The 18,776-nt window shown below is 54.8% G+C and carries 19 protein-coding genes; 5 read left to right on the forward strand and 14 right to left on the reverse strand.

Features of this window, described 5'->3' with window-relative positions; translation table 11 throughout:
- Positions 1 to 558 (forward strand): flavodoxin family protein (locus ACEW8J_RS04465; RefSeq protein WP_373490433.1); only part of this gene is annotated, 558 nt, incomplete at its 5' end.
- 579 nt (positions 559 to 1,137) lie between these two features.
- Here ACEW8J_RS04465 and ACEW8J_RS04470 read toward each other — a convergent pair.
- Complete coding sequence (locus tag ACEW8J_RS04470) at positions 1,138 to 1,737, reverse strand: TetR/AcrR family transcriptional regulator (RefSeq protein WP_373490434.1); 600 nt, start codon at positions 1,735 to 1,737, stop codon at positions 1,138 to 1,140.
- 328 nt (positions 1,738 to 2,065) lie between these two features.
- Between ACEW8J_RS04470 and ACEW8J_RS04475 the strand changes: the two genes are divergently transcribed.
- A complete protein-coding gene (locus tag ACEW8J_RS04475; RefSeq protein ID WP_373490435.1) occupies positions 2,066 to 2,476 on the forward strand; it encodes a hypothetical protein in 411 nt (136 codons plus the stop codon).
- Positions 2,477 to 2,501: 25 nt separating this feature from the next.
- On the opposite strand, the gene ACEW8J_RS04480 is transcribed toward ACEW8J_RS04475, so the two are convergent.
- The 13 genes from ACEW8J_RS04480 to ACEW8J_RS04540 form a co-directional block, all read right to left on the reverse strand.
- On the reverse strand, positions 2,502 to 3,101 hold the full coding sequence (locus tag ACEW8J_RS04480; RefSeq protein ID WP_373490436.1) for a carboxymuconolactone decarboxylase family protein: 600 nt from the start codon (positions 3,099 to 3,101) through the stop codon (positions 2,502 to 2,504).
- Positions 3,102 to 3,129: 28 nt separating this feature from the next.
- On the reverse strand, positions 3,130 to 3,732 hold the full coding sequence (locus ACEW8J_RS04485) for a CDP-alcohol phosphatidyltransferase family protein (RefSeq protein ID WP_373490437.1): 603 nt from the start codon (positions 3,730 to 3,732) through the stop codon (positions 3,130 to 3,132).
- Positions 3,733 to 3,738: 6 nt separating this feature from the next.
- The gene (locus ACEW8J_RS04490; RefSeq protein WP_373490438.1) at positions 3,739 to 5,031 is read right to left on the reverse strand and encodes a NupC/NupG family nucleoside CNT transporter; all 1,293 of its coding nucleotides are present in this window, start codon (positions 5,029 to 5,031) and stop codon (positions 3,739 to 3,741) included.
- On the reverse strand, positions 5,019 to 8,045 hold the full coding sequence (locus ACEW8J_RS04495) for a TonB-dependent receptor domain-containing protein (protein ID WP_373490451.1): 3,027 nt from the start codon (positions 8,043 to 8,045) through the stop codon (positions 5,019 to 5,021). Before ACEW8J_RS04495 ends, ACEW8J_RS04490 begins: the two co-directional genes overlap by 13 nt.
- A gap of 122 nt (positions 8,046 to 8,167) precedes the next feature.
- Entirely contained in the window at positions 8,168 to 8,590 is a 423-nt protein-coding gene (locus ACEW8J_RS04500) for a hypothetical protein (protein WP_373490439.1), read from the reverse strand.
- A 152-nt stretch (positions 8,591 to 8,742) separates the two neighbouring features.
- On the reverse strand, positions 8,743 to 10,893 hold the full coding sequence (locus ACEW8J_RS04505; RefSeq protein WP_373490440.1) for an FAD-dependent oxidoreductase: 2,151 nt from the start codon (positions 10,891 to 10,893) through the stop codon (positions 8,743 to 8,745).
- A gap of 86 nt (positions 10,894 to 10,979) precedes the next feature.
- A complete protein-coding gene (locus ACEW8J_RS04510) occupies positions 10,980 to 11,147 on the reverse strand; it encodes a zf-HC2 domain-containing protein (protein ID WP_373490441.1) in 168 nt (55 codons plus the stop codon).
- Positions 11,148 to 11,179: 32 nt separating this feature from the next.
- Entirely contained in the window at positions 11,180 to 11,347 is a 168-nt protein-coding gene (gene nrtS / locus ACEW8J_RS04515; RefSeq protein WP_373490442.1) for a nitrate/nitrite transporter NrtS, read from the reverse strand.
- A gap of 56 nt (positions 11,348 to 11,403) precedes the next feature.
- Positions 11,404 to 12,615, reverse strand: coding sequence for an FAD-dependent oxidoreductase (locus ACEW8J_RS04520; RefSeq protein WP_373490443.1), 1,212 nt, complete (start codon positions 12,613 to 12,615; stop codon positions 11,404 to 11,406).
- 60 nt (positions 12,616 to 12,675) lie between these two features.
- The gene (locus ACEW8J_RS04525; RefSeq protein ID WP_373490444.1) at positions 12,676 to 13,602 is read right to left on the reverse strand and encodes an MBL fold metallo-hydrolase; all 927 of its coding nucleotides are present in this window, start codon (positions 13,600 to 13,602) and stop codon (positions 12,676 to 12,678) included.
- A gap of 64 nt (positions 13,603 to 13,666) precedes the next feature.
- The gene (locus tag ACEW8J_RS04530; RefSeq protein WP_373490445.1) at positions 13,667 to 14,311 is read right to left on the reverse strand and encodes an NrsF family protein; all 645 of its coding nucleotides are present in this window, start codon (positions 14,309 to 14,311) and stop codon (positions 13,667 to 13,669) included.
- Positions 14,312 to 14,316: 5 nt separating this feature from the next.
- Positions 14,317 to 14,841 (reverse strand): sigma-70 family RNA polymerase sigma factor, encoded by a 525-nt coding sequence (locus ACEW8J_RS04535; RefSeq protein WP_373490446.1) that lies wholly within the window; start codon positions 14,839 to 14,841, stop codon positions 14,317 to 14,319.
- On the reverse strand, positions 14,838 to 15,287 hold the full coding sequence (locus tag ACEW8J_RS04540; RefSeq protein ID WP_373490447.1) for a DoxX family protein: 450 nt from the start codon (positions 15,285 to 15,287) through the stop codon (positions 14,838 to 14,840). Before ACEW8J_RS04540 ends, ACEW8J_RS04535 begins: the two co-directional genes overlap by 4 nt.
- 152 nt (positions 15,288 to 15,439) lie before the next feature.
- Between ACEW8J_RS04540 and ACEW8J_RS04545 the strand changes: the two genes are divergently transcribed.
- From ACEW8J_RS04545 to ACEW8J_RS04555, 3 genes are all read left to right on the forward strand, one after another.
- The gene (locus ACEW8J_RS04545; protein ID WP_373490448.1) at positions 15,440 to 16,090 is read left to right on the forward strand and encodes a hypothetical protein; all 651 of its coding nucleotides are present in this window, start codon (positions 15,440 to 15,442) and stop codon (positions 16,088 to 16,090) included.
- A 222-nt stretch (positions 16,091 to 16,312) separates the two neighbouring features.
- The gene (locus ACEW8J_RS04550) at positions 16,313 to 17,569 is read left to right on the forward strand and encodes a S41 family peptidase (protein ID WP_373490449.1); all 1,257 of its coding nucleotides are present in this window, start codon (positions 16,313 to 16,315) and stop codon (positions 17,567 to 17,569) included.
- Between the two features lie 347 nt (positions 17,570 to 17,916).
- Positions 17,917 to 18,723, forward strand: a complete 807-nt coding sequence (locus ACEW8J_RS04555) for a trypsin-like serine protease (RefSeq protein ID WP_373490450.1) — start codon at positions 17,917 to 17,919, stop codon at positions 18,721 to 18,723.
- Positions 18,724 to 18,776: the final 53 nt, after the last annotated feature.

The raw sequence follows: 18,776 nt of genomic DNA on the forward strand, positions 1-18,776 counted from the left end.
GCGCCCGGCGTCTACCCCGACATGACCGAGCATGGCTTTGATCAAGATGCCTGGCCCGCGATTGGCAAGGCGGTGCTCGACGCGGACATATTGGTGCTCGGCACGCCAATCTGGCTGGGTGAAGTTTCATCGGAATGCCGAAAGATCATCGAGCGGCTTTACGCCCACAGCGGCGAGATGAACGACAAAGGGCAATATATTTTCTACGGCAAGACCGCAGGCGCGATCATCACCGGCAATGAGGATGGCGTAAAACATTGTGCCATGGGCATATTATACGCGCTTGCCCATATCGGCTATATGATCCCGCCGCAGCCCGATGCCGGCTGGATTGGAGCGATCGGCCCCGGGCCGTCTTATGGCGACAAGAGGGATGATGGGTCGCGTGTCGGTTTCGACAGCGAATTCACCGCACGCAACTCGACCTTCCTCGCCTGGAACCTGATGCATACAGCGAAAATGCTCAAAAACGCCGGTGGTCTGCCGGATTATGGCAACAGTCGCCGCGCATGGGATGACGGCGCGCGCTTTGACCATCCTAACCTGGAATATCGGTAGGTGCTTTAAAAATGAAGCGCAGAAACGATCGGTTCGTGCTAATTCTTCATACGGTGACCAGCAGTAGAAAGTGCTACCGGTAACAGCGCAGCGGCTTCAATGCGATCGAATATGAGGTCAGGAGATTGTTCCCGGCTTGCAATCCCCGCGATTGACAAGCACTCAGCCGTAGCCCGGTTGGGCTACAGTTTCATCACCACCATAGATAATTAAAGAAATGCTCTCAGCGTGGCGATGTTGGTGAGGTGATTGATATATAAGAAAATCTAAAAGCAACACATCTTAAAAATGATCTCAATGTTGTTGAAGACTGACGAAAACCTCCTTCCGTGTAACCCAATCCGGAAATCTCCCGAACATAAAGTTAGAGCCGATTACTCACTCTTTCCCAATCGGTTTGCTGCCGCGTCAACCTGATCAGGTTGACGCGGTCTTTTGGGAAGAAAGATTACCAAGCTTCTCGTTGAGAAAAATGTTCCGCCTCTTACCAACGTCAGATAAGTTGAAAAGATGTTTGATGAGGCCCTGCAACCCTCGCCTAGGCAACATTTTCAACCGATGGCAAGCACTCATTGGGAATCAGGTACCGAGAGACAAAATAACCGCTTCGATAATTGCATCCTGCCGACTTTGGCCAGTTATGGAATCGTTCATGGGCTCAAAATTCTGGTTTAGACGCATAGTAACATAGCCATGCGCCAGTGACCAAATCGCTATGGCAAAAGTATGTTTGTCAAAGCGGGTCTTGTTTTTTGAAAGGTCAATGGCCGAGATGAGCTTGTCGTAAATACCGTCCATTGCGGCCTGTAAATCTGCATCCGAATTATCTACCAGATCGCGTCTCCACAACAACTGATAACGGTTGGGATGTTCAAGCCCAAAGGCAATAAGCGTGTTGGCAAAACTTCTTACACAATCAGCCGGCGTGGTTGGAAATGTCTGCAATTTTGCGCTAATTGCACTGTCCAGTTCGCGAAATAAAATAGTAGCGACAACGGTCAACAGTTCTGTTCTGTTCTTAAAATGATTTACAGGAGCAGCGTGTGAAACACCGCTGCGTCTGGCTACTTCTCGAATTGTGATTGCGTCAGGTCCTGCCTCATCAAGAATTTCGAATGCTGCTTGCAGGAGTGCAGCACGAAGATTTCCATGATGAAAGTCGGACTGTTTCTTTTTCATGATGGCGATTATTGGCACATTTTGGTATCGGAGTATATCGCTTGCTCACCTGAATTCGCGTTTCCCAAGACATTTTGTAACAAGTTAAAAACATATATTGACAGTGTCAATATATGTTTTTAACTTTGCGTACCCACTCTATTTAGGAGTTCGATATATCATGGCGCTAACCGCTATCCCGTCGCCGCTTGGCGTATGGTTGCGACTGCGAACAGGAAACCTGCAGCTGCCGATTTTGCTCCATAGCACCGGAAATTCCGCATCATTCCTCGTCTAACCTGCCGCATCGTTTGATATTATTCCACGTTAGCAAAGGAGGATCATTCCCATGTTTAAGAAGATTTTGCTCAGCGCATCGGTCGCGATATTCGGTTTGTTGGTACCCCTGCTTGAGATCAACGAGACCCACGTCTTTAACCCGCTCTGGCCGGCGCATGCAAGGCTCCACGAAGTTTGGCAGCTCGGTACCAATTTTGCGATAGCAATACTATGCCTTTGGCTTGCCTGGCGTCGGTCAGACCTCCGTAGCGCCGCGGCGCTTGGCCTCGCTGTAATTGTTGGATTTCTTGGCGCATTTCTACTTGGACCCATGTATGGCGGATCTATGAAACACACCGATGGAACTGAGATCACCTTTGCGGGGATCAATGCCGCTGTCATTGTCATGCTTGTGGCTGCAGCGATCCTCAGCTGGCTTCTGATCAGTAAGCCACGCCGCCCAGTCAACGGCGCGAGTTGAATCAATTAAATCCTGGCGCGATATACTATTCCTCAATTCCCCAAATAGCCGCGAGTTTGGAGTAGCTCTTCTCGGCTCGATGGGGATCGCTGGAATCGGCACCCCCGGCCAACCGAGCCTTGCGCGCTTGCTTGTCTTCCTCCGGCATGACTAGCGGATTCACTCGTGTCCCCGTCCCTTCGACAATCCGGTTCATCAGGTTGAACAGTCCGCATACGCTGATTGCATCGAACAGGGCCTGTTCATCCCAACCGGCTGCATAAACCGCCGCGGCATCAGCTTCTACAATCATGCTGGGTGTCAATGTCAACTTGCGAACATATCCGAGCAAAGGTTTCAGTTTTGTCTCGATTGCACAGCTTTCAATATCGGACATCAAGCCCTTGAACAGATTTTCGTCAATACCGAAGGCACTCGCGGCAAGCACGTGCGAACCATGACAATAAGTGCAAGCATTAAGAGCCGACACATAGGCCGCAATAAGTTCGCGTTCGGCTACGGTCAGCGGTGACGAATCACGCAAGACCCGGTCATGATATTCCAGAAGCGGAGTAACCGTCGCAGGAAAGCGTATGAAAACACTGTCCAATTGATGATCCTCAGGCAAGGAAGGGAATATCGACATTTTGGTGATTCCTGATCTGGGGCTGAACTTATTTGAAGGTCATGAAGGCGGCAAGACTACGCTGAAACACCGTCAGCAGACATATGATGGCATAGATTGAGGCAATGAGGGGAAAATGGCTGGGAAACAGGCACATCAGAATGAAGGCGGCAATTGTCTCGGTGCCTTCGGCCAGACCGGTATTGTAGAAGAAGCTCTTCCGGCCATGATCGCTGGTCTCCAGCCCGCGCTTTGCCGCCAGTACCGCGAAGCTCAGAAAGCTGATGCCGGTGAGAGTGAAGCTGGCAACCAGCAGCAGCGCAAAGGGCATGTTGTTCGGTGCCGCGAACGCGAACCCGACGGGCACGGCAATATAGAAAGCAAAATCGGCGACGATGTCAAGATAGCCGCCGAAGTCGGTGATTTTTGTCGCCCGGGCGACGGCACCATCAAGACCGTCGAGCAGTCGGCTCAACAGAACGAGCGCGAGACCGAGCGCAAAATAGCTGTGCGCGATCAACACACCGCCACCCAGACCCACTATCATTCCGGCCATTGTGATGCTGTTGGCGCCAATTCCCAGCGATGCGAGCCGTCGACCCAAGGAATTGAGCGGAGGATCAATCAGGGGCCGGAGTTTTGCGTCAAGCATCGATTTTCAAACCTGCGTTACAAGGCCGATGACGGCAGCAGTCATCGCCGATGTCATGTTCCCCGCAATCCAGCTTTTCATTCCAAGCGCTGACACTTCGGAACGCCGGGCAGGAGCCAACGTGCCAATCGTCGAAACCAGCAGGCCAACGCTAGCCAGATTGGCGAACCCGCACAAAGCATAAGTCATGATAAGCGTACTGCGGGCATCCAGGGTACCGGCGGGGATTGCCGCGAGATCAAGATAGGCCACATATTCGTTGAGAATGGATTTGGTACCCATCAGTGCGCCAGCGGCAGGCGCCTGGTCCCATGGGATACCGATCGCCCACATCAGAGGCGCGAACAGCCAGCCAAAAGCCCGCTTGAGCGTCAGCGGCTGGCCATCGATGAGCGGCAACCAGATGAGCATTTGATCGACCAGACTGACTAGCGCAAAGACGACGATGATCACCCCGATGACAGCGAGCATCAACTGGACACCTTCCATCGTGCCACGGATAACGGCGTCCATACTGCTCTCATAGGACAATTCAGGCTGTACGTCTTCGGCGCTTGCCGATCCATCTCCTGGCACCATCAATCGCGCCATCAGTACCGCGGCGGGCAAGGAGATCAGGGATGCGACAATCATGTGTCCCACGGCATTGGGAACCGTATCGGACAGGGTCGTTGCGTAAAGGATGAGGATCGCGCCCGAGATGGTCGCCATGATCATGACCATGATCGTGAACAGCTCGGCCCGGCTCATCCGGTCGAACCAGGCGCGGAGGACCAGCGGCGATTCGACGACGCCGAGGAACATCGTTGCACCACCGCCCAGTCCGACGACCCCGCTGACCCCGAGCGTACGGCGCAGCGCCCATGACAGGCCCCGCACCATCGCCCGCAATATCCCCCAATGCCAGAACAATGCCGACAGGGCAGAAAAGGTGATGATCAGCGGCAATATCTGAAAGGCGATAATGACCGGAGAATTCTCGCCCGGTTTCATGACAAAGGGTATTGGCGCGCCGCCGGTATAGCCGAACATGTAGCTCGACCCGACCAGCGTCGCTTTTTCAATCGCGGTAACAGCCTGATTGGCAAATCCGACGATCGTCCAGATCAACGGTATGCGCGTAACCGCGAGGGCAAGGGCAATCTGCAGGAGTACCGCTCCCACTATCCAGCGCCAGCCCGGGCGCGTCTTGCGATCCTCCGACAGAGCCCAGGCGAGCATGAGCAGGAAGGAAATCCCGATCAGTCCCTGCCCCTGTTGCAGGATATCCATGGTTGCGGTGCCCCCTAGAATTTCCATGCTGCGCCGAACTGGAACTGGCGCGGTGGCCCGGCATTGCGCTGAATGAAGGGCACCCCTCCCCCGAACTGCAGCTGATTGGATGTGGTCGCCGCATTCGCAAAGCCGGATTGATTATTGCTGTTGAGAAGATTGAACACGTCCGCACTCAGCTCCAGCCGACCGGCAAAGACCGGCACCGCATAACGTATGCCGACATCCACCGAGGCAGACCATGGCAGTCGCGCCGAATTGCGGGCGGTGCCGGGATAGCGATCCGAATTGCCGACAAAATTCTCCCCGAAAGATGCACCGTCACCGTTCAAATCCTGCGTTCCGAAAATCCGTGCGTCAGGCACGAGATTGACCGGTTGCCCGGATTGGAACAAGCCTGCAACGGTTAGCGTGAGTCCGTCAACCGGATAGAGAAAACCGACCGCAGAAATAACATGGCGGCGGTCATTGGCCGAAGGCCCCTTGTCGGCGCTGAAATCATTGGCATCGGAAGCCCTGAAATTGATATCGTCGGTATCATTGGTCAGTTTCGAGAGCGTGTAGGAAAGGCGAAAGGCATAGAAATCCTCACCCCGGAGCTTGTTGGCCTGAAGATTGAGTGCCCGATAGGTGGCTGCCCCCGCTGTCTCCGAAACCGTGATCTGGCGGGCGCCGCCGGGAACCAGCGCCACCGGACGCGTGGTATCACTATCCGCTTGCGAACGAACCAGCCCGAGTGACTGCGCGAGGGCAAATCGGGCCGTATTGTCAGGCTGGGCACGGAGCAGCGCAATATTCGCATCGGTCAGATTGGCAAGATTGGGCGTGAATGGTGCGGGTGTGTTGAGGTCGCGCAACCGAACGAGATTATGCGACCGGCTGTAGATGATATCCGCACTCAGCGTGATCGTATCGGTTGCCTGATATTGATATCCGCCGCTCAGTTGCAGGCTATAGGGAGACTGATAGCCATCCGGATTGAGGATGCGTGCTTCATTGATCGAAGCGGTGTCGCGCAGCGCCTGCACGTCCGATGGCGACGGGCATGAGTCGACGGTCGTGCAAACCGGAGATACCGTCAGGTTTCCGTTGAAGGTAACGTCGCTCAAGCTGGTGCCCGGCGGGATGATGCCCAGTCCCTGCAACTCTCCGAGCTGCGCAAGAAAGGCCGGAGAGGTCGTGTTGCGCTGGAGAGCGTCTGAAATCACGGCGTAGCTGAGCTTGCCATAGAACAGCCCCGCTCCAAACCGGAAAGAAGATTGGCCATCGGGGTGATAGTTGAGCGCCAGTCGTGGCGCGAAATTATTCTTGTCGCCGCCGGTCCCGCCCTTGGCGGTCAGGCTGTCATAATCCCACCGCACGCCGAGAGTGGCGGTAAGCTTCGGCGAGACTTGCCATTCATCCTCGATGTAGAAAGCCAGTTGCGTTTGTCCGGTGCCAAAGGTTTGCGGCCGCAATTCCACGGAATAGTTGAGCACTGCGGGATTGAGCGCCAGCACATCACCTGCTGAAAGCGCGAGGCCTTTATCTGAAAGCGACGCCAATTCTACAGAGGCAAGCTGCACGATGAAATTGCCGTCGGGGTTACCCCCGCCAAGCAGAGCGAAGTCCGAATGCATCAGATCGGCACCGAAGCTGATCCTGTGATTGCCGAGCTTGCGCTGAAGACGATTCGTGGTCTGCCAGGTTTCTTCCAGATCGTTGAATACAAAACCCGGATGGCCGACCACACCGGTGGTGAGACCGCTTTCGTCCTGGATGGCCACCTGCGGGCCCGGCGGGCCCTTGGGCCGGGCATAATCCCAGCGGAACCGGCTGAACTGGAGCGCGCCGTCATAGCTCCAGTCGTCACCCGAATGGCTGGCGGTTGCCGCGACAACGGTGGAAAAGCGGTCCTGGTCCGATCCCGCGCTCGGGAAGGTCACATTGCCTCCTCCGAGAGCGCCGCCAGGCCGGTCAATCGTCACCCGGCCGATATTGGCGCGCAATCCGATGGCCCAGTCATCGTTCAAACGATGATCAAGCCTGATCGATCCCAGATAAAATTCGTTGTTGCCGGTGACATTGGCCACCGTACCCAGCGCGGGGGCATCGACAATCTGCTCGTTATGGTCGCGGGTATATTCGAAATTGGCATAGAAGAATGTCTTGTCGCGGATGATCGGACCGCCGATGCTCGCCCCGGTCTGATAGCGTTCGAAACTTTCCCCAACCGGATTGCCGCTCAGATCCCGGCGGGGGAAGGCCGAGCGCGCATCGAGCGGGCGTCCGGGCCGGACCAGCGCATAGACTTCACCATGATATTCGTTGCTGCCCGAAGGACTGGTATAGTTGACGATACCATTGGCGGTCCGGCCGTAGGCGACCGAATAGTTGTTTGCGAGCACGGTAACCTCGCGCGTGAATCCCAGGGGGACGGGGAATTTCAATCCGCCCAGAAAATTCTCGTTATTGTCCAGTCCGTCGATTAGATAGTTGGTGTCCAAGCCGTTTGAGCCATTGATCGAAATACCGGGTGCTTCGGGGAAGAATCCGGTCGACGCGACAACATTGGGCAATCGGATCAGCGAGCCGATGACGTCGCGGCCTTCGATCGGCAGGGCCTGCAACTCCTTGTCCGACAGCGAAGCCGAGATTTCGGCGTTGACGATATTGATCCCGGTGACCGCGCGGCTTCCGGTCACTACGATAGCATCTGCATCAACGGGGTAGAGACGCAAGGTGACGCTACTGGCAAAATTGGATCGCAACACCACGGGCCGTGCCTTGGCGCTTTCATAGCGATCGGTACCCGTCGTCGAGACGGTGTAGGCGCCGCCGGTTGTCAGCGCTGCCAGCCTGACCATACCCTGGTCATTGCTGCGCTCGATGCGCCGCATTCCAAGGGCCCTATTCTCAATGACCACTTCGATTCCGGCGACTGCCGCACCCGTTTCCGCATCGATCACGGCAATTTGCAGTGCGGCCTGTTGCGCATAGGCGGATGGCGCGATTGCAGCCGAAAGAACAACAAGGGTGCAGCCCGAAGCGGCGCGATACATGATATTCAAATAAATTCTCCAGTGACATCGGTGAGATGGAGCAAAATCAATCAGCTATGCCGGATTGATGCCCGTTGGTCGCCGCTGTCCACCTGATCTTGCAGGATGCTGAAAATATTTCTTCAGCGCCATCCAAATCTTGCATCAAGCGACAAGCTGTCTTCATCACGAAAGGCCAGGAGGACAAGGGTTGCGGCCGCCATGCCAAGCGACGGGAAAAAGAGGATTTGGCTGGTCTCGCGCGTGAGCAGGTAAAGTCCGAGCGGATCAAGCAGATATTTCCAGATAGACAACGCGCCAGTCACCAGGATTATCGCCTGCGCGGCATAGCTGAAACGTCGCCACAGGCCAGCTATGCACAACAGGCCGACAACCACCAGAGCACTACCCCAGATCATCTGGATAGCAGTCGCCTGCCCCAGCCCGCCATAATATTTGTTACTGACATGGGCACCCATTTCGGGCGCGCCCAGTCTGACAATTCCCCAAATCAGGAGCAACAGACCCGTCGCTACGCGCAGCAATAATAGTGATATGGCTTTCATGTTTCTCTCCCGTGATCTTCTTCAGTTCGTCCGCGCAGAACAGAAAGTTACAGACACCATCTGAATCGCAAATTTGGTTCCGACTTGGTGAAGATCAAACCGGTCGACCCCAAAGGACTAGAACCGCTCGGCCTACAGGAAACCGCGCCACCTCAGCCACGCCGCCACCGGTGATAGCGTTCGACCCAGTCCAGCAGCTTTTCCGGTGCATGGTTTCGTTTCCATTCGCCGGCGACAAATTTATTGGCTTCGGCCATCGTCGGATAGGTGTGGATGGTGCCCATGATCTTGTTCAGGCCCAGGCCGTGTTTCATGGCCAGCACATATTCCGCCAGTAATTCCCCCGCATGTTGACCGACAATTGTTACACCAAGAATCTTGTCCTTGCCTGGGATCGTCAGCACTTTCACGAATCCCTTCGTGGCGCTTTCAGTGATAGCACGGTCGAGTTCATGCATGGGATAGGTGGTAAGCTCGTAATCTATACCGCTTTCCTTCGCTTCTCGTTCATTGATACCCACCCGAGCAATTTCCGGATCAACGAAAGTTGCATGGGGAATGACACGGTAATCGGCCTTGAAGGTGCGTAAATGCCCAAAGAGGGCATTGACGCTCGCATACCAAGCTTGATGGGAAGCCGTATGTGTGAACTGAAAAGGCCCCGATACATCTCCCGCGGCAAAGATGTTGGGATATTGCGTTGCCAGTGTGGCATCCGTGATTATGGTTGCGTCTGTTTTAATGCCAAGTTCCTCGAGGCCATAGCCCTTGAGGCGGGCCGACCTTCCGACCGCAATCAGAAGTGCGTCGAAGGGAACAGCCTGTTCCTTGCCGTCAACCGCAACGACCACTCGCTTCTCACCGCCGACCACCTCGCAGCGGATCGCATCATGTTCGGTCAGAACTGTAATGCCCGATGCCCGTTGCGCTTCAAGCGCGATCGCCGAGACATCGTCATCTTCGCGCGGCATAATGCGTGGTCCTCGCTGGATCTGTGTGACATTGGCGCCAAGTCGGGCAAAGGCTTGCGATAGTTCGCACCCTATCGGACCGCCGCCAAGCACAACCAGGCGTTCGGGAACGGCATCTAGCCTGGCAAATTCAGTCCACAGCGTGTCGCTCGTTACATAGCCCACGTCATCGAGCCCCGGCAGGTTGGGGATATGTGGCTCAGCGCCGGCCGCGATGACAATCGAACGTGTTGTCAGTCGCTGTATTTGACTATCATGGAGTTTAATCTCGACGGTCCAGGGGTCGATGATTCTGGCGTAGCCTTGCACCACGTCGACCCCCAGTTTGGTGTAACGCTCGGCACTGTCATGCGGTTCTATCTCAGCGATTATGTCATGGACACGCTGCATTACGCGTTTGAAACTGAATTTGGGATCAATTGCCTCCAGTCCATAGACATCGCCGTGGCGCATCTGGTCGGCAAGCTTGGCGCTCTTGATCAGTGCCTTGCTCGGTACACACCCGTAGTTGAGGCAATCACCGCCCATTTTGGACGCTTCGATCAAGGTCACCTTGGCTTTGACCGTCGCTGCAATATAGGACGAAACAAGCCCGGCGGCACCGGCACCGATAACGACCAGATTGCGGTCAAAACTTTTAGGCTTGGTCCAGCGCGCATACACGCGGCGACGTTTGATAAAGGCCATCATCCACTTCCCAATCCAGGGGGTCAGGGCTAACGCGGCAAAGGATCCCAGTACGCCGAGTGACAAAATGTCGCCCAGGGCATCGATACTGGCAATCTGTGTTCCAGCGTTTACATAAACAATCGTTCCCAATAGCATGCCAAGTTGACTGACCCAGAAATAGGTGCGGGTCTTAATCGGCGTCAGCCCCATCAGCAGATTGACGAGGAAGAACGGGAATACCGGGACAAGACGGATCGAAAACAGATAAAATGCACCATCACGGGCCATACCATCGTTCAGTGCCTTCAAACGATCTCCAAACCGTGCCTGAACCCAGTCCCTGAAAAGGTAACGGGATCCCAGAAATGCCAACGTCGCACCAATGGTAGAGGCAAAGGAAACGATGATCGTACCCATGACCAGGCCGAAAATCGCGCCGGCGGCCAGGGTCAGTATCGCCGCCCCCGGAATTGATAGCGCCGTGGCCGCGACATAGATCAGAAAAAAGACAAGGAAGACCAGTAACGGGGACGCCTGATAGCGCGCGTCTATCGCCTGTTGCTGACTCTTGAGATTTTCCAACGTCAACGATTGTCCTACATCGAAATAGAAAAATGCAAAAATTGCCAGAGCAACAAGGATGAGGATAACAATTTTCTTCATGCAATAGTTCCTGATAAAAGCTGCTACAGATTAGCAGTTTGAACACCCCGTGCGATATATTTCATGCAGGAAACAATGTAGCACTCTTACTTTATGTCTTTGCTGTCCGGATCATGTGATGCAAATGCTCTGACAGCCTTGCCAATTTCAGGCAGCTGTCGTGCAAAGTTCGTGCAATCTCGGCACTGGGTTACATGCAGCCGTAAATTCGTGCGATCTAAAAGCGATAGTTTCCGCTCCAAGCGTTGCGACAAGAGATAGGTATCGTTTTAGCAAGCTGTTTCATTCAATCGCCTATTGACTTGCGGGCCTTTGCAGCGCTGTAGCTCGCGACGAGGAACGGCACGGCATAGTTCATCAGGAATCGCGACCAATCGATATCTCCACCATGCCAGATCGCGACGCCTTGGTTGATAATATTCAGACAGGTCCCGACCACAATCGCTACACGCACCGCACCTCCGACCACGGGTCTTGACATCATGACGGTCAATAATTTTGCTACTGGCGTTATCTCCTCCTCACTTGCGCGCCCGGAACTGTATGGTGCCGCACAAAGCGTCGATCGATCCAGTCCTTCAATTGCCACACCAACGACCCTGACATGGTAAAAGCACCCCAGGACAAAATGGCGCGCCTTTCCCCGGTTGCGAGCAAATACAGCGTCCGGCGTCGAGGAATATAGTGATCGAGTTTCTGACGATTCAGCTGCGCTCGCAGATTGGCCGCCAGAACCGGGCCGGCGTGGACAGCATGAACGCCCGACCGCGCCACGCGGCGATCCGTGCGTTTCACAATATCGCCCGCCGCGAAAATATTATCGTGCGAAATTGACCGGAGGTCGGCGCCCACCTCAATGAACCCTTGCTGGTCAAGAGCGAGCCCGGTCGCCTTCAACCAGCGCGGCGCTGAACTCCCGGTCGCGGCTATGACATAATCGGCGTCTATGGTCTTTCCGGTTGAGAGGAGGACAGCATCTTTCGATCCGGCCGCATCTGCAAAGATTAAATCAATATCCCGCCTTGCCAGTTCGGTACGAACGCAGGCAATGGCTGCGTCAGAATGTCCTGAAAGTAAGCCATTTTCTGCGGTCACGATAGTAACTCTGGGGTTGGCTGATATGTGGCGAAGCGCATATTCTGCGGCGAGCGCAATTTCGATACCGGCGGCCCCGCCGCCGACAACGAACAGACGAAAATCTTGCCGCCGGGCTGCGTTTTTAAGAACCAGCGGCCATCGGGCGACAAACGCATTCATCGGCCTGACGGGCAATAGCTGATCGCCTAAACTCGCCAGCGGCGACGTGTCAACTTCACCGCCGACTGCCAAAGACAAGAGATCGAATGACACAGATTCCCCCGAAGACAACGTCAGTTTGCGCTGTTTCGCATCTAAACCTTCGACTGTATCTATCACCAATTTGACACCGGCACGTTTCGCCAAGGGCCTCAGATCGATCAGATGCTGACCAGCCCGATAGTGGCCAGCCATCCACCCGGGGATCATGCCAGAATAGGCAGTAAATGGAGCCGCGGTCACCAGCCATGTCTCCACCCCACACAGGGGCGCACGAGTCCAGTCATCCAGCACCGCCAAATGGGCATGCCCTCCGCCTGCCAGCACCACACGCGGCAAGCTCTTAGACTGAACCTGATCGTCGCGCATCAAATCCAGCCAATAACCAGCCGGGGCCATGGCTTCGATTCTTTGTCGGTCGGCCATCCGAACGCGCGAACTTCGTTCACCGCTGCAAGGCCGAAATTTGCTCCAATCGGGACCGGATCAGAGCGCAAAGCAGTCAAGATCATTTGCTACTTGGAGCGGCCCCGCATAATGCTTGCGGATGGCGGCTTCGCCCTCTGCCTGATGGCTCAGCGCACGCTCCATATTGTGGGCGAGAACTAAATTTCTCGGCTTAATGGCTGCCGCCACCTCGCCGATGGAACCGGGCCCGCGGTGCAGTCCGCGCGGCTGGCCGTCACCCTCTGGGATAACATTGTGCATGATCAGGATATCGGGTTTGGAATTCCGGAAGACCTCAACAAATTTCTCGCTAAGAAAGCTTTGGTCGCCGGCGAAAATCACTGATTTGCTACCCATCTCGATCAGGTAGGCAAGAGCGGGGAGATCGCCGTGATGGACTGCTATAGCACTTACCATTAAATCCTGATCCTGGATCACGGGTTGCAATCCCTCGATAGTAATATCGACCTCTGTCGATTCCAACTTGGGCAATCCAAAACGGCCGTCAAGATAACCGGAAAGATAGCGGAATGCGCCGTCGCGCTCATCAAACAGGGCAGTCAGATGAGCTTTAGTTCCAGGGAAAAGAGTGTCCCCGCTCGGCCCGATGATCGGAAGCGGACTGGACCGTTTGGCAAATCCGCCGCTATTCAATATCGCAGGCAGGTCTGCTGCATGATCCGCATGAAAATGGGTTATGAGGATTGCACGGTGATCAGAAAAATTGGCACCGGACTCGCCGTAGCGAACGAAAGCGCCGCTACCTGTATCGACCAAGAGCGCCGCCTGGCCAGAAATCCAGACCACTGCACTTGAACCCGCACGATGACCTTCAGCGATTGGACCACCAGAGCCCAGGATCTGGACGGCAATCGGTACTGCACATTCATCCTCAGCGGGGACTGCACATCCAATGAGGATGATCGGCATCGTCATTGCAAGCAGAAGACGTTTGAGACTTGTCATTTTTTGCCTAGAAGAGGTTTAGCGAGAGTTACCATCCTATGCGCAGTTGTTTTCTGATTGCCGGTCACCATCGGATCAGGGTTGGAACGACAATCCGGCCAGCAATAGCGCTGACGACCACAGCCATACTATGCCACAGGCCAATGTGAAAAATATCATCATAGGGACAGTGTAGAGAATATGCAAAAATACCTAGGCTACCAGCAGCTATTCCTGTCAACAGTCCCGCTTGGTGAGATGACGTAGGCGCTCCGCGGCGGAGCCACATTGTCAAAGCCCCGCCTACGATCAAACCAAGCATGCTGCCATTTATCACGCAATTCATTCCCTGCGCCGGCTGGGACTGGAAAAATTCGTTTCCCTCTTTAGCAAAGCCCAGCACAACAGCTGTAAGCGGGAGCAATGCTGCCATGGCAACAGCCCAGATCCAGCCGCTATGCGTGGTTCCTACATGCGGACGGCTCATGCCAATCACCGTCACGGAAGCTGCAATGCCGAGCATCAGAAACAGTCCGGAGGCTAACAGAAACAACGGATCAAGACTCCCAGTGATCAGCGCGGGCTGGATCCCGATGAAGAGCGCCATGACGCTAATGGCGAGAGCGGCACTGCCCGACGCGATCATAAGGCCGCGCTGCAACGTCAGTGGCCGGGTTGGCCGAAGATCATTCAACAAACCGTCGATGAACTCTTGGTTGTCATTGCGCATAAAATTCAGTCTTTCTCAATCATGGTCGCAAGTTTCTTCAAACCCCGGTGAATATTGACTTTGACCAGAGATTCACTCTGACCGCACGCATAAGACGCTTCCGCAATCGTTAGCCCTTCAATTTTGACGAGCTCAATGGCACGTGCTTGCGCTGGTGGCAGATAGGAAAACATCCGGTCCAGACTGATTCGTGCGACAATTGCTGGCTCCGAATTTTCAGCTGCAAATCCCTCGTCAAAAGCCGCCTCATCCGCCTTATATACCTTGCGCAAATGGTCGACCCAGCGATACCGCGCAATTGCTGCAAGCCAGGGCTGGAAAGGCCGATCTGGATCGTAACTTGCAAGTTTCCGGTGAAGCGAGAGCAGCGTGTCTTGCACAAGGTCATCGATCTGCTGTTGAACAATTTTTCTTGCAAAAAAGCGTTTCAGCCATTTCTGACATTCCGCAAGCAGCGTTGCATAGGCTTGACGATCTCCTGTCTGTGACAACGCCATAAGGCGAGCCATTGTCGCATCGTCTGCTATCATGGGCGGGTTCTTTTCAACAATGGGGTATCTAGTGAAAAGAACCCGCCGCCCCGAACGATTAGCACCAGTGCAAGTGCGACCCAGAGGGAATGCACCGGCCACCATGCGTCAGGGTAAACAAAAATCTGGATGACCACAGTCATCCCGAGAAGCGCGAATGCCGAAAGCCGCGTCAAAAGCCCTAGAACGAGCAAGATCGGAAAAACATGCTCCGATACGGTTGCCATCACGGCCGCAAAATCGGATGGCAGTGGCACACCATTATATTCCTCGCTGAACAGAAAATAGGTAGTGTCACTGATCGTGAACCAGGTGCCCTCTTCGATTTTGGTTTGACCCGACCGCCAGAATATCCCGGCGAGAGCGATCCGGACGAAGAGCAACATGATCGATTCCGGAACTTTCGACGAAACCCATCCAGTCAACCGGTCATAAAGCGCGATCATTGCAACTCCCCTGAAATTCCCATCAAAGTGACGGTCTCGATGGAAGCAAACAGAGCGAGAATAGCCTGCCTTCCGCGTCATATTCGCCAAGCCTAGCGATAAGGTTACAGATTGAAGTCGACGCCTGGCATGGCCGCAATAATGTCATCGCAATGAAAACATTTTTTCAAATTGACACTGACAATATTAAATGCAAATTGCGGCCTCTACATACAAGCAATCGGTTCTGCACCGAACACGCTGAGGCTTTCAAGGTTTGGAGAAAAGAAGTGAAAAAATTAATGATTGCCGCTCTGCTTGTGACACAGTCGTTGGCAGGGGCGTCTCCGGTAGCCGCCGGGGAACGCGGTATGTGGGGACCCAACCCAATCTTGATCTCTGAGGCAAACACCGACCGTGTGGACCGCTCAATCCGAACGCATGGCGTCACCGAGACACAGCAGCGTGAGATTGGAGCGTTCGGCGGTTTTAGACTAAGGATTGCCCTCGGCGGATACCCCAGCCAGCCGAAGGTTCGCGGAGGGTTGACGCTCGCACCAACGCTGCATAGCCTTGACAGGCAGGGAGTTGTTGAACTCAAGTTCGGCGAAGGGCTGGAGTTGGGTTACCGCTCAGGCCACCGGCTCTCGCTGTCCGCTGCGGGGCAGGATATCGGTGGCCACCGGCGTGCTGGGGCCCAGGCCAGCCAAGAAGATAACGAGGGCGGACTGCCTGACTGGGCTTTGATCGCAGGAGGCGTGGCCATTGCACTCGGGGTCGGAGGTCTGATCTTCTACGACGCACTGAAGGATGCCAGTGAATAGGAACTTCGTTCGAGCGGTGAAGGCAATTTCAATTGGTATTTTCGCGGCGCGTTGTCAGCCTTGTTGTTGTATCTGACAGAATTCACGCCCTCGGAGATGGCACATCCGACTTTTGGCTGGATGGGAAGCCCGTGAGGTTCGAAAAAACTGCTTTCGGTTTGACGACGGATTGCAAAATATGGAATGTAGATTCACAGGTTCGACTTTTTGAGGAAAAATGAAATGATCAAATTGGTCACGACAACCGCGCTTTGCATCTTCGCGATGTTCAGTTCCCCAGCGACGGCAAACGAGTATCAAACCGTCTTCAACGAATTGGATCGTACCGTTCGTGAGAAGTTTTACGATCCGCACTTCGGCGGTCGGGATTGGGCCGAGATTGCGGCCCGCTATCGCAGCCAGCTGGACCGAGTGACCACAGATGCTGAATTTCAAAAGCTGGGTCAAGCGATGCTGAACGAGCTGGGAGTGTCCCATGTGGTTGTTCATCTTCCGGAAGAAAATCGTCCGACCATGGGGTTAGCTGCGCGGTGGGAGATGATCGACGATGTTCCAGTGATTGTTGATATTGATCCCGCTTCTGGTGCCCGGGGTGCAGGTTTGAGAATAGGAGACCGCATTCTCAATCCATCGGTAATTCGAGGACCCCGCCAAGAGCCCGCGGTGCTTGAAGTCGAGCGATGCGACACAACCACCGAAAGCCTCAGCATTCCCCGCGAATCCGCTTATTGGCCTCCGCGTGAACGCACGATTTCCTGGAGCGTTCTGAGACGGGGCGACGGTCGATCGGTCGGCTACATCCGCGCCGACCGATTCGGTGACGATGCTGCCGAACTGATCGATGCCGCCATGGAAACGGTCGGGAAAACAGACGGGTTAATTATCGACATTCGTAATAACAGTGGCGGCAACGCTTCAGCTTTGCGGCTGCTAGGCTATTTCACCAGTCCCGGCCCCGGCGTCGCTTTACTGTCCCGGCCATTCCTGGAAACCCTCGACGGTCCAGTCGAAGCGAACGATCTTGCCCCCATCCATCGCGTATCACGTGCCTACACGACCGAAGCGGTCTTCGATGCGGTCAGCCAAGGCAAGGGCGCGGTCATGCTGATGATCGAAGATCTGGGCGAGCGTCGCTACGACAAGCCCGTTACCATCCTCATTGGTCCTGAAACCGGCAGTGCCGCAGAAGGATTTGCCTGGGGCGCCAAGGAGCAATCATCGGCCATTCTGATCGGGCGCAACACTGCCGGAGCACTTTTGAGTTCGGAACGGCTCGACTTACCGAACGGTTGGCGTGTCACTTTACCGGTCCACGGAAACTGGGGGCCGGACGGCCGCGACTATGGCGATCAGCCTGTGCCGCCACATGTTGCCACCATCCTGACGCGCGAGGCTATATGCCGGAATGAAGATGCAGACCTGACAGCTGCAATCGAGGCGCTTGAAGAGGCTTGGCTTAGCGCGAGCCTAGGAAAATAAACTGATAACGTTCCGTCTTCCTGAAAGCCTGCCCGTTCAAAAGCACACTTCGGGCAATCCCGGAGTAAGGCCGGCGAGCTTGCCGTCCAGCCGTCACGGCTTGCAAACCCCAGCTTACATTACAGTGACTGAGAGGGTTCCGTTCATTGCTTTTTGTAAACTGTATTCAGAATGCTAAACAGAACAGAGGCGTATCAGTGTCACTGCTTTGGTAATATTTTCTAAAATTGACACCGACAATTTAAAATGCAAGTGGGCGAATGTAACATATCAGCAATCCGGCCGCACTGACGACAAGATTCAGGATTCCACCAGACACCGCGAGGCTTTCAAGGATAGGAAAAAAAGTGAATAAATTAGTGATTGCCGCTCTGCTTGTGACACAGTCGTTGGCAGGGGCGTCTCCGGCAAGCGCGGTCGTCATTCGGCACGACGTCCCGGATTCTGCATACTTGGTCCCCGCTGACGAGTTTCCAGCGCTGGTCGATTTACCCCATGAAGGCCATGGCGTCCTGATCTCCGGTCAATGGGTGGTTACCGCTGCCCATGCCACACAATGGCATCCGGTAAGTCACGTCATGATAAACGGCAAATGGCGTTCAGTTGAAGAAGTTATTGTTCATCCCGGCTACAAAAGCGGTCCGCATGTACCACCGAGTGGAGACACGGCACCGTTCATGGCCATAAGGGCTGCTAATGATGACATCGCTTTGCTTAAGCTGTCGCAGCCGCTGGCTGATGTGATCCCAGTAGCGATGCATCGAACATCCAATGAGCAGGGACATCTTGGCAAGCTTTATGGGAAGGGTGCAACAGGGAATGGCCTTGATGGCCAAAATATGCATTCATCTCACCGAAGCAGCCTCCGTCGTGCCTATAGTCGCGTGTCCAGCGCCGATGGAAAGTGGCTCACCTATCGATTTGATGCTAGTCCTCAAGGACACGTTCTGGAGGGGGCGTCGGGCAGCGGTGATAGTGGCGGCCCATTGCTGATCGAGGTGGATGGCAGGGCGACCCTTGCCGGATTAACGTCCTGGCAATTCGCCACCGGGGATATTTCTGAGTTCCAACCGGGACGCTACGGCCAAGTAAGCTACCTAGTTCGCATTTCTCACTATGCTAGTTGGATCGACGACGTCATTGCGGCTCGCTAGTTCTGCGATGTTCATCAAAACCGGCTATCTCGGTCGATCCGGTGAGCGCTCCG

The organism is Parasphingorhabdus sp., from assembly GCF_041748495.1.
Lineage (GTDB): Bacteria > Pseudomonadota > Alphaproteobacteria > Sphingomonadales > Sphingomonadaceae > Parasphingorhabdus.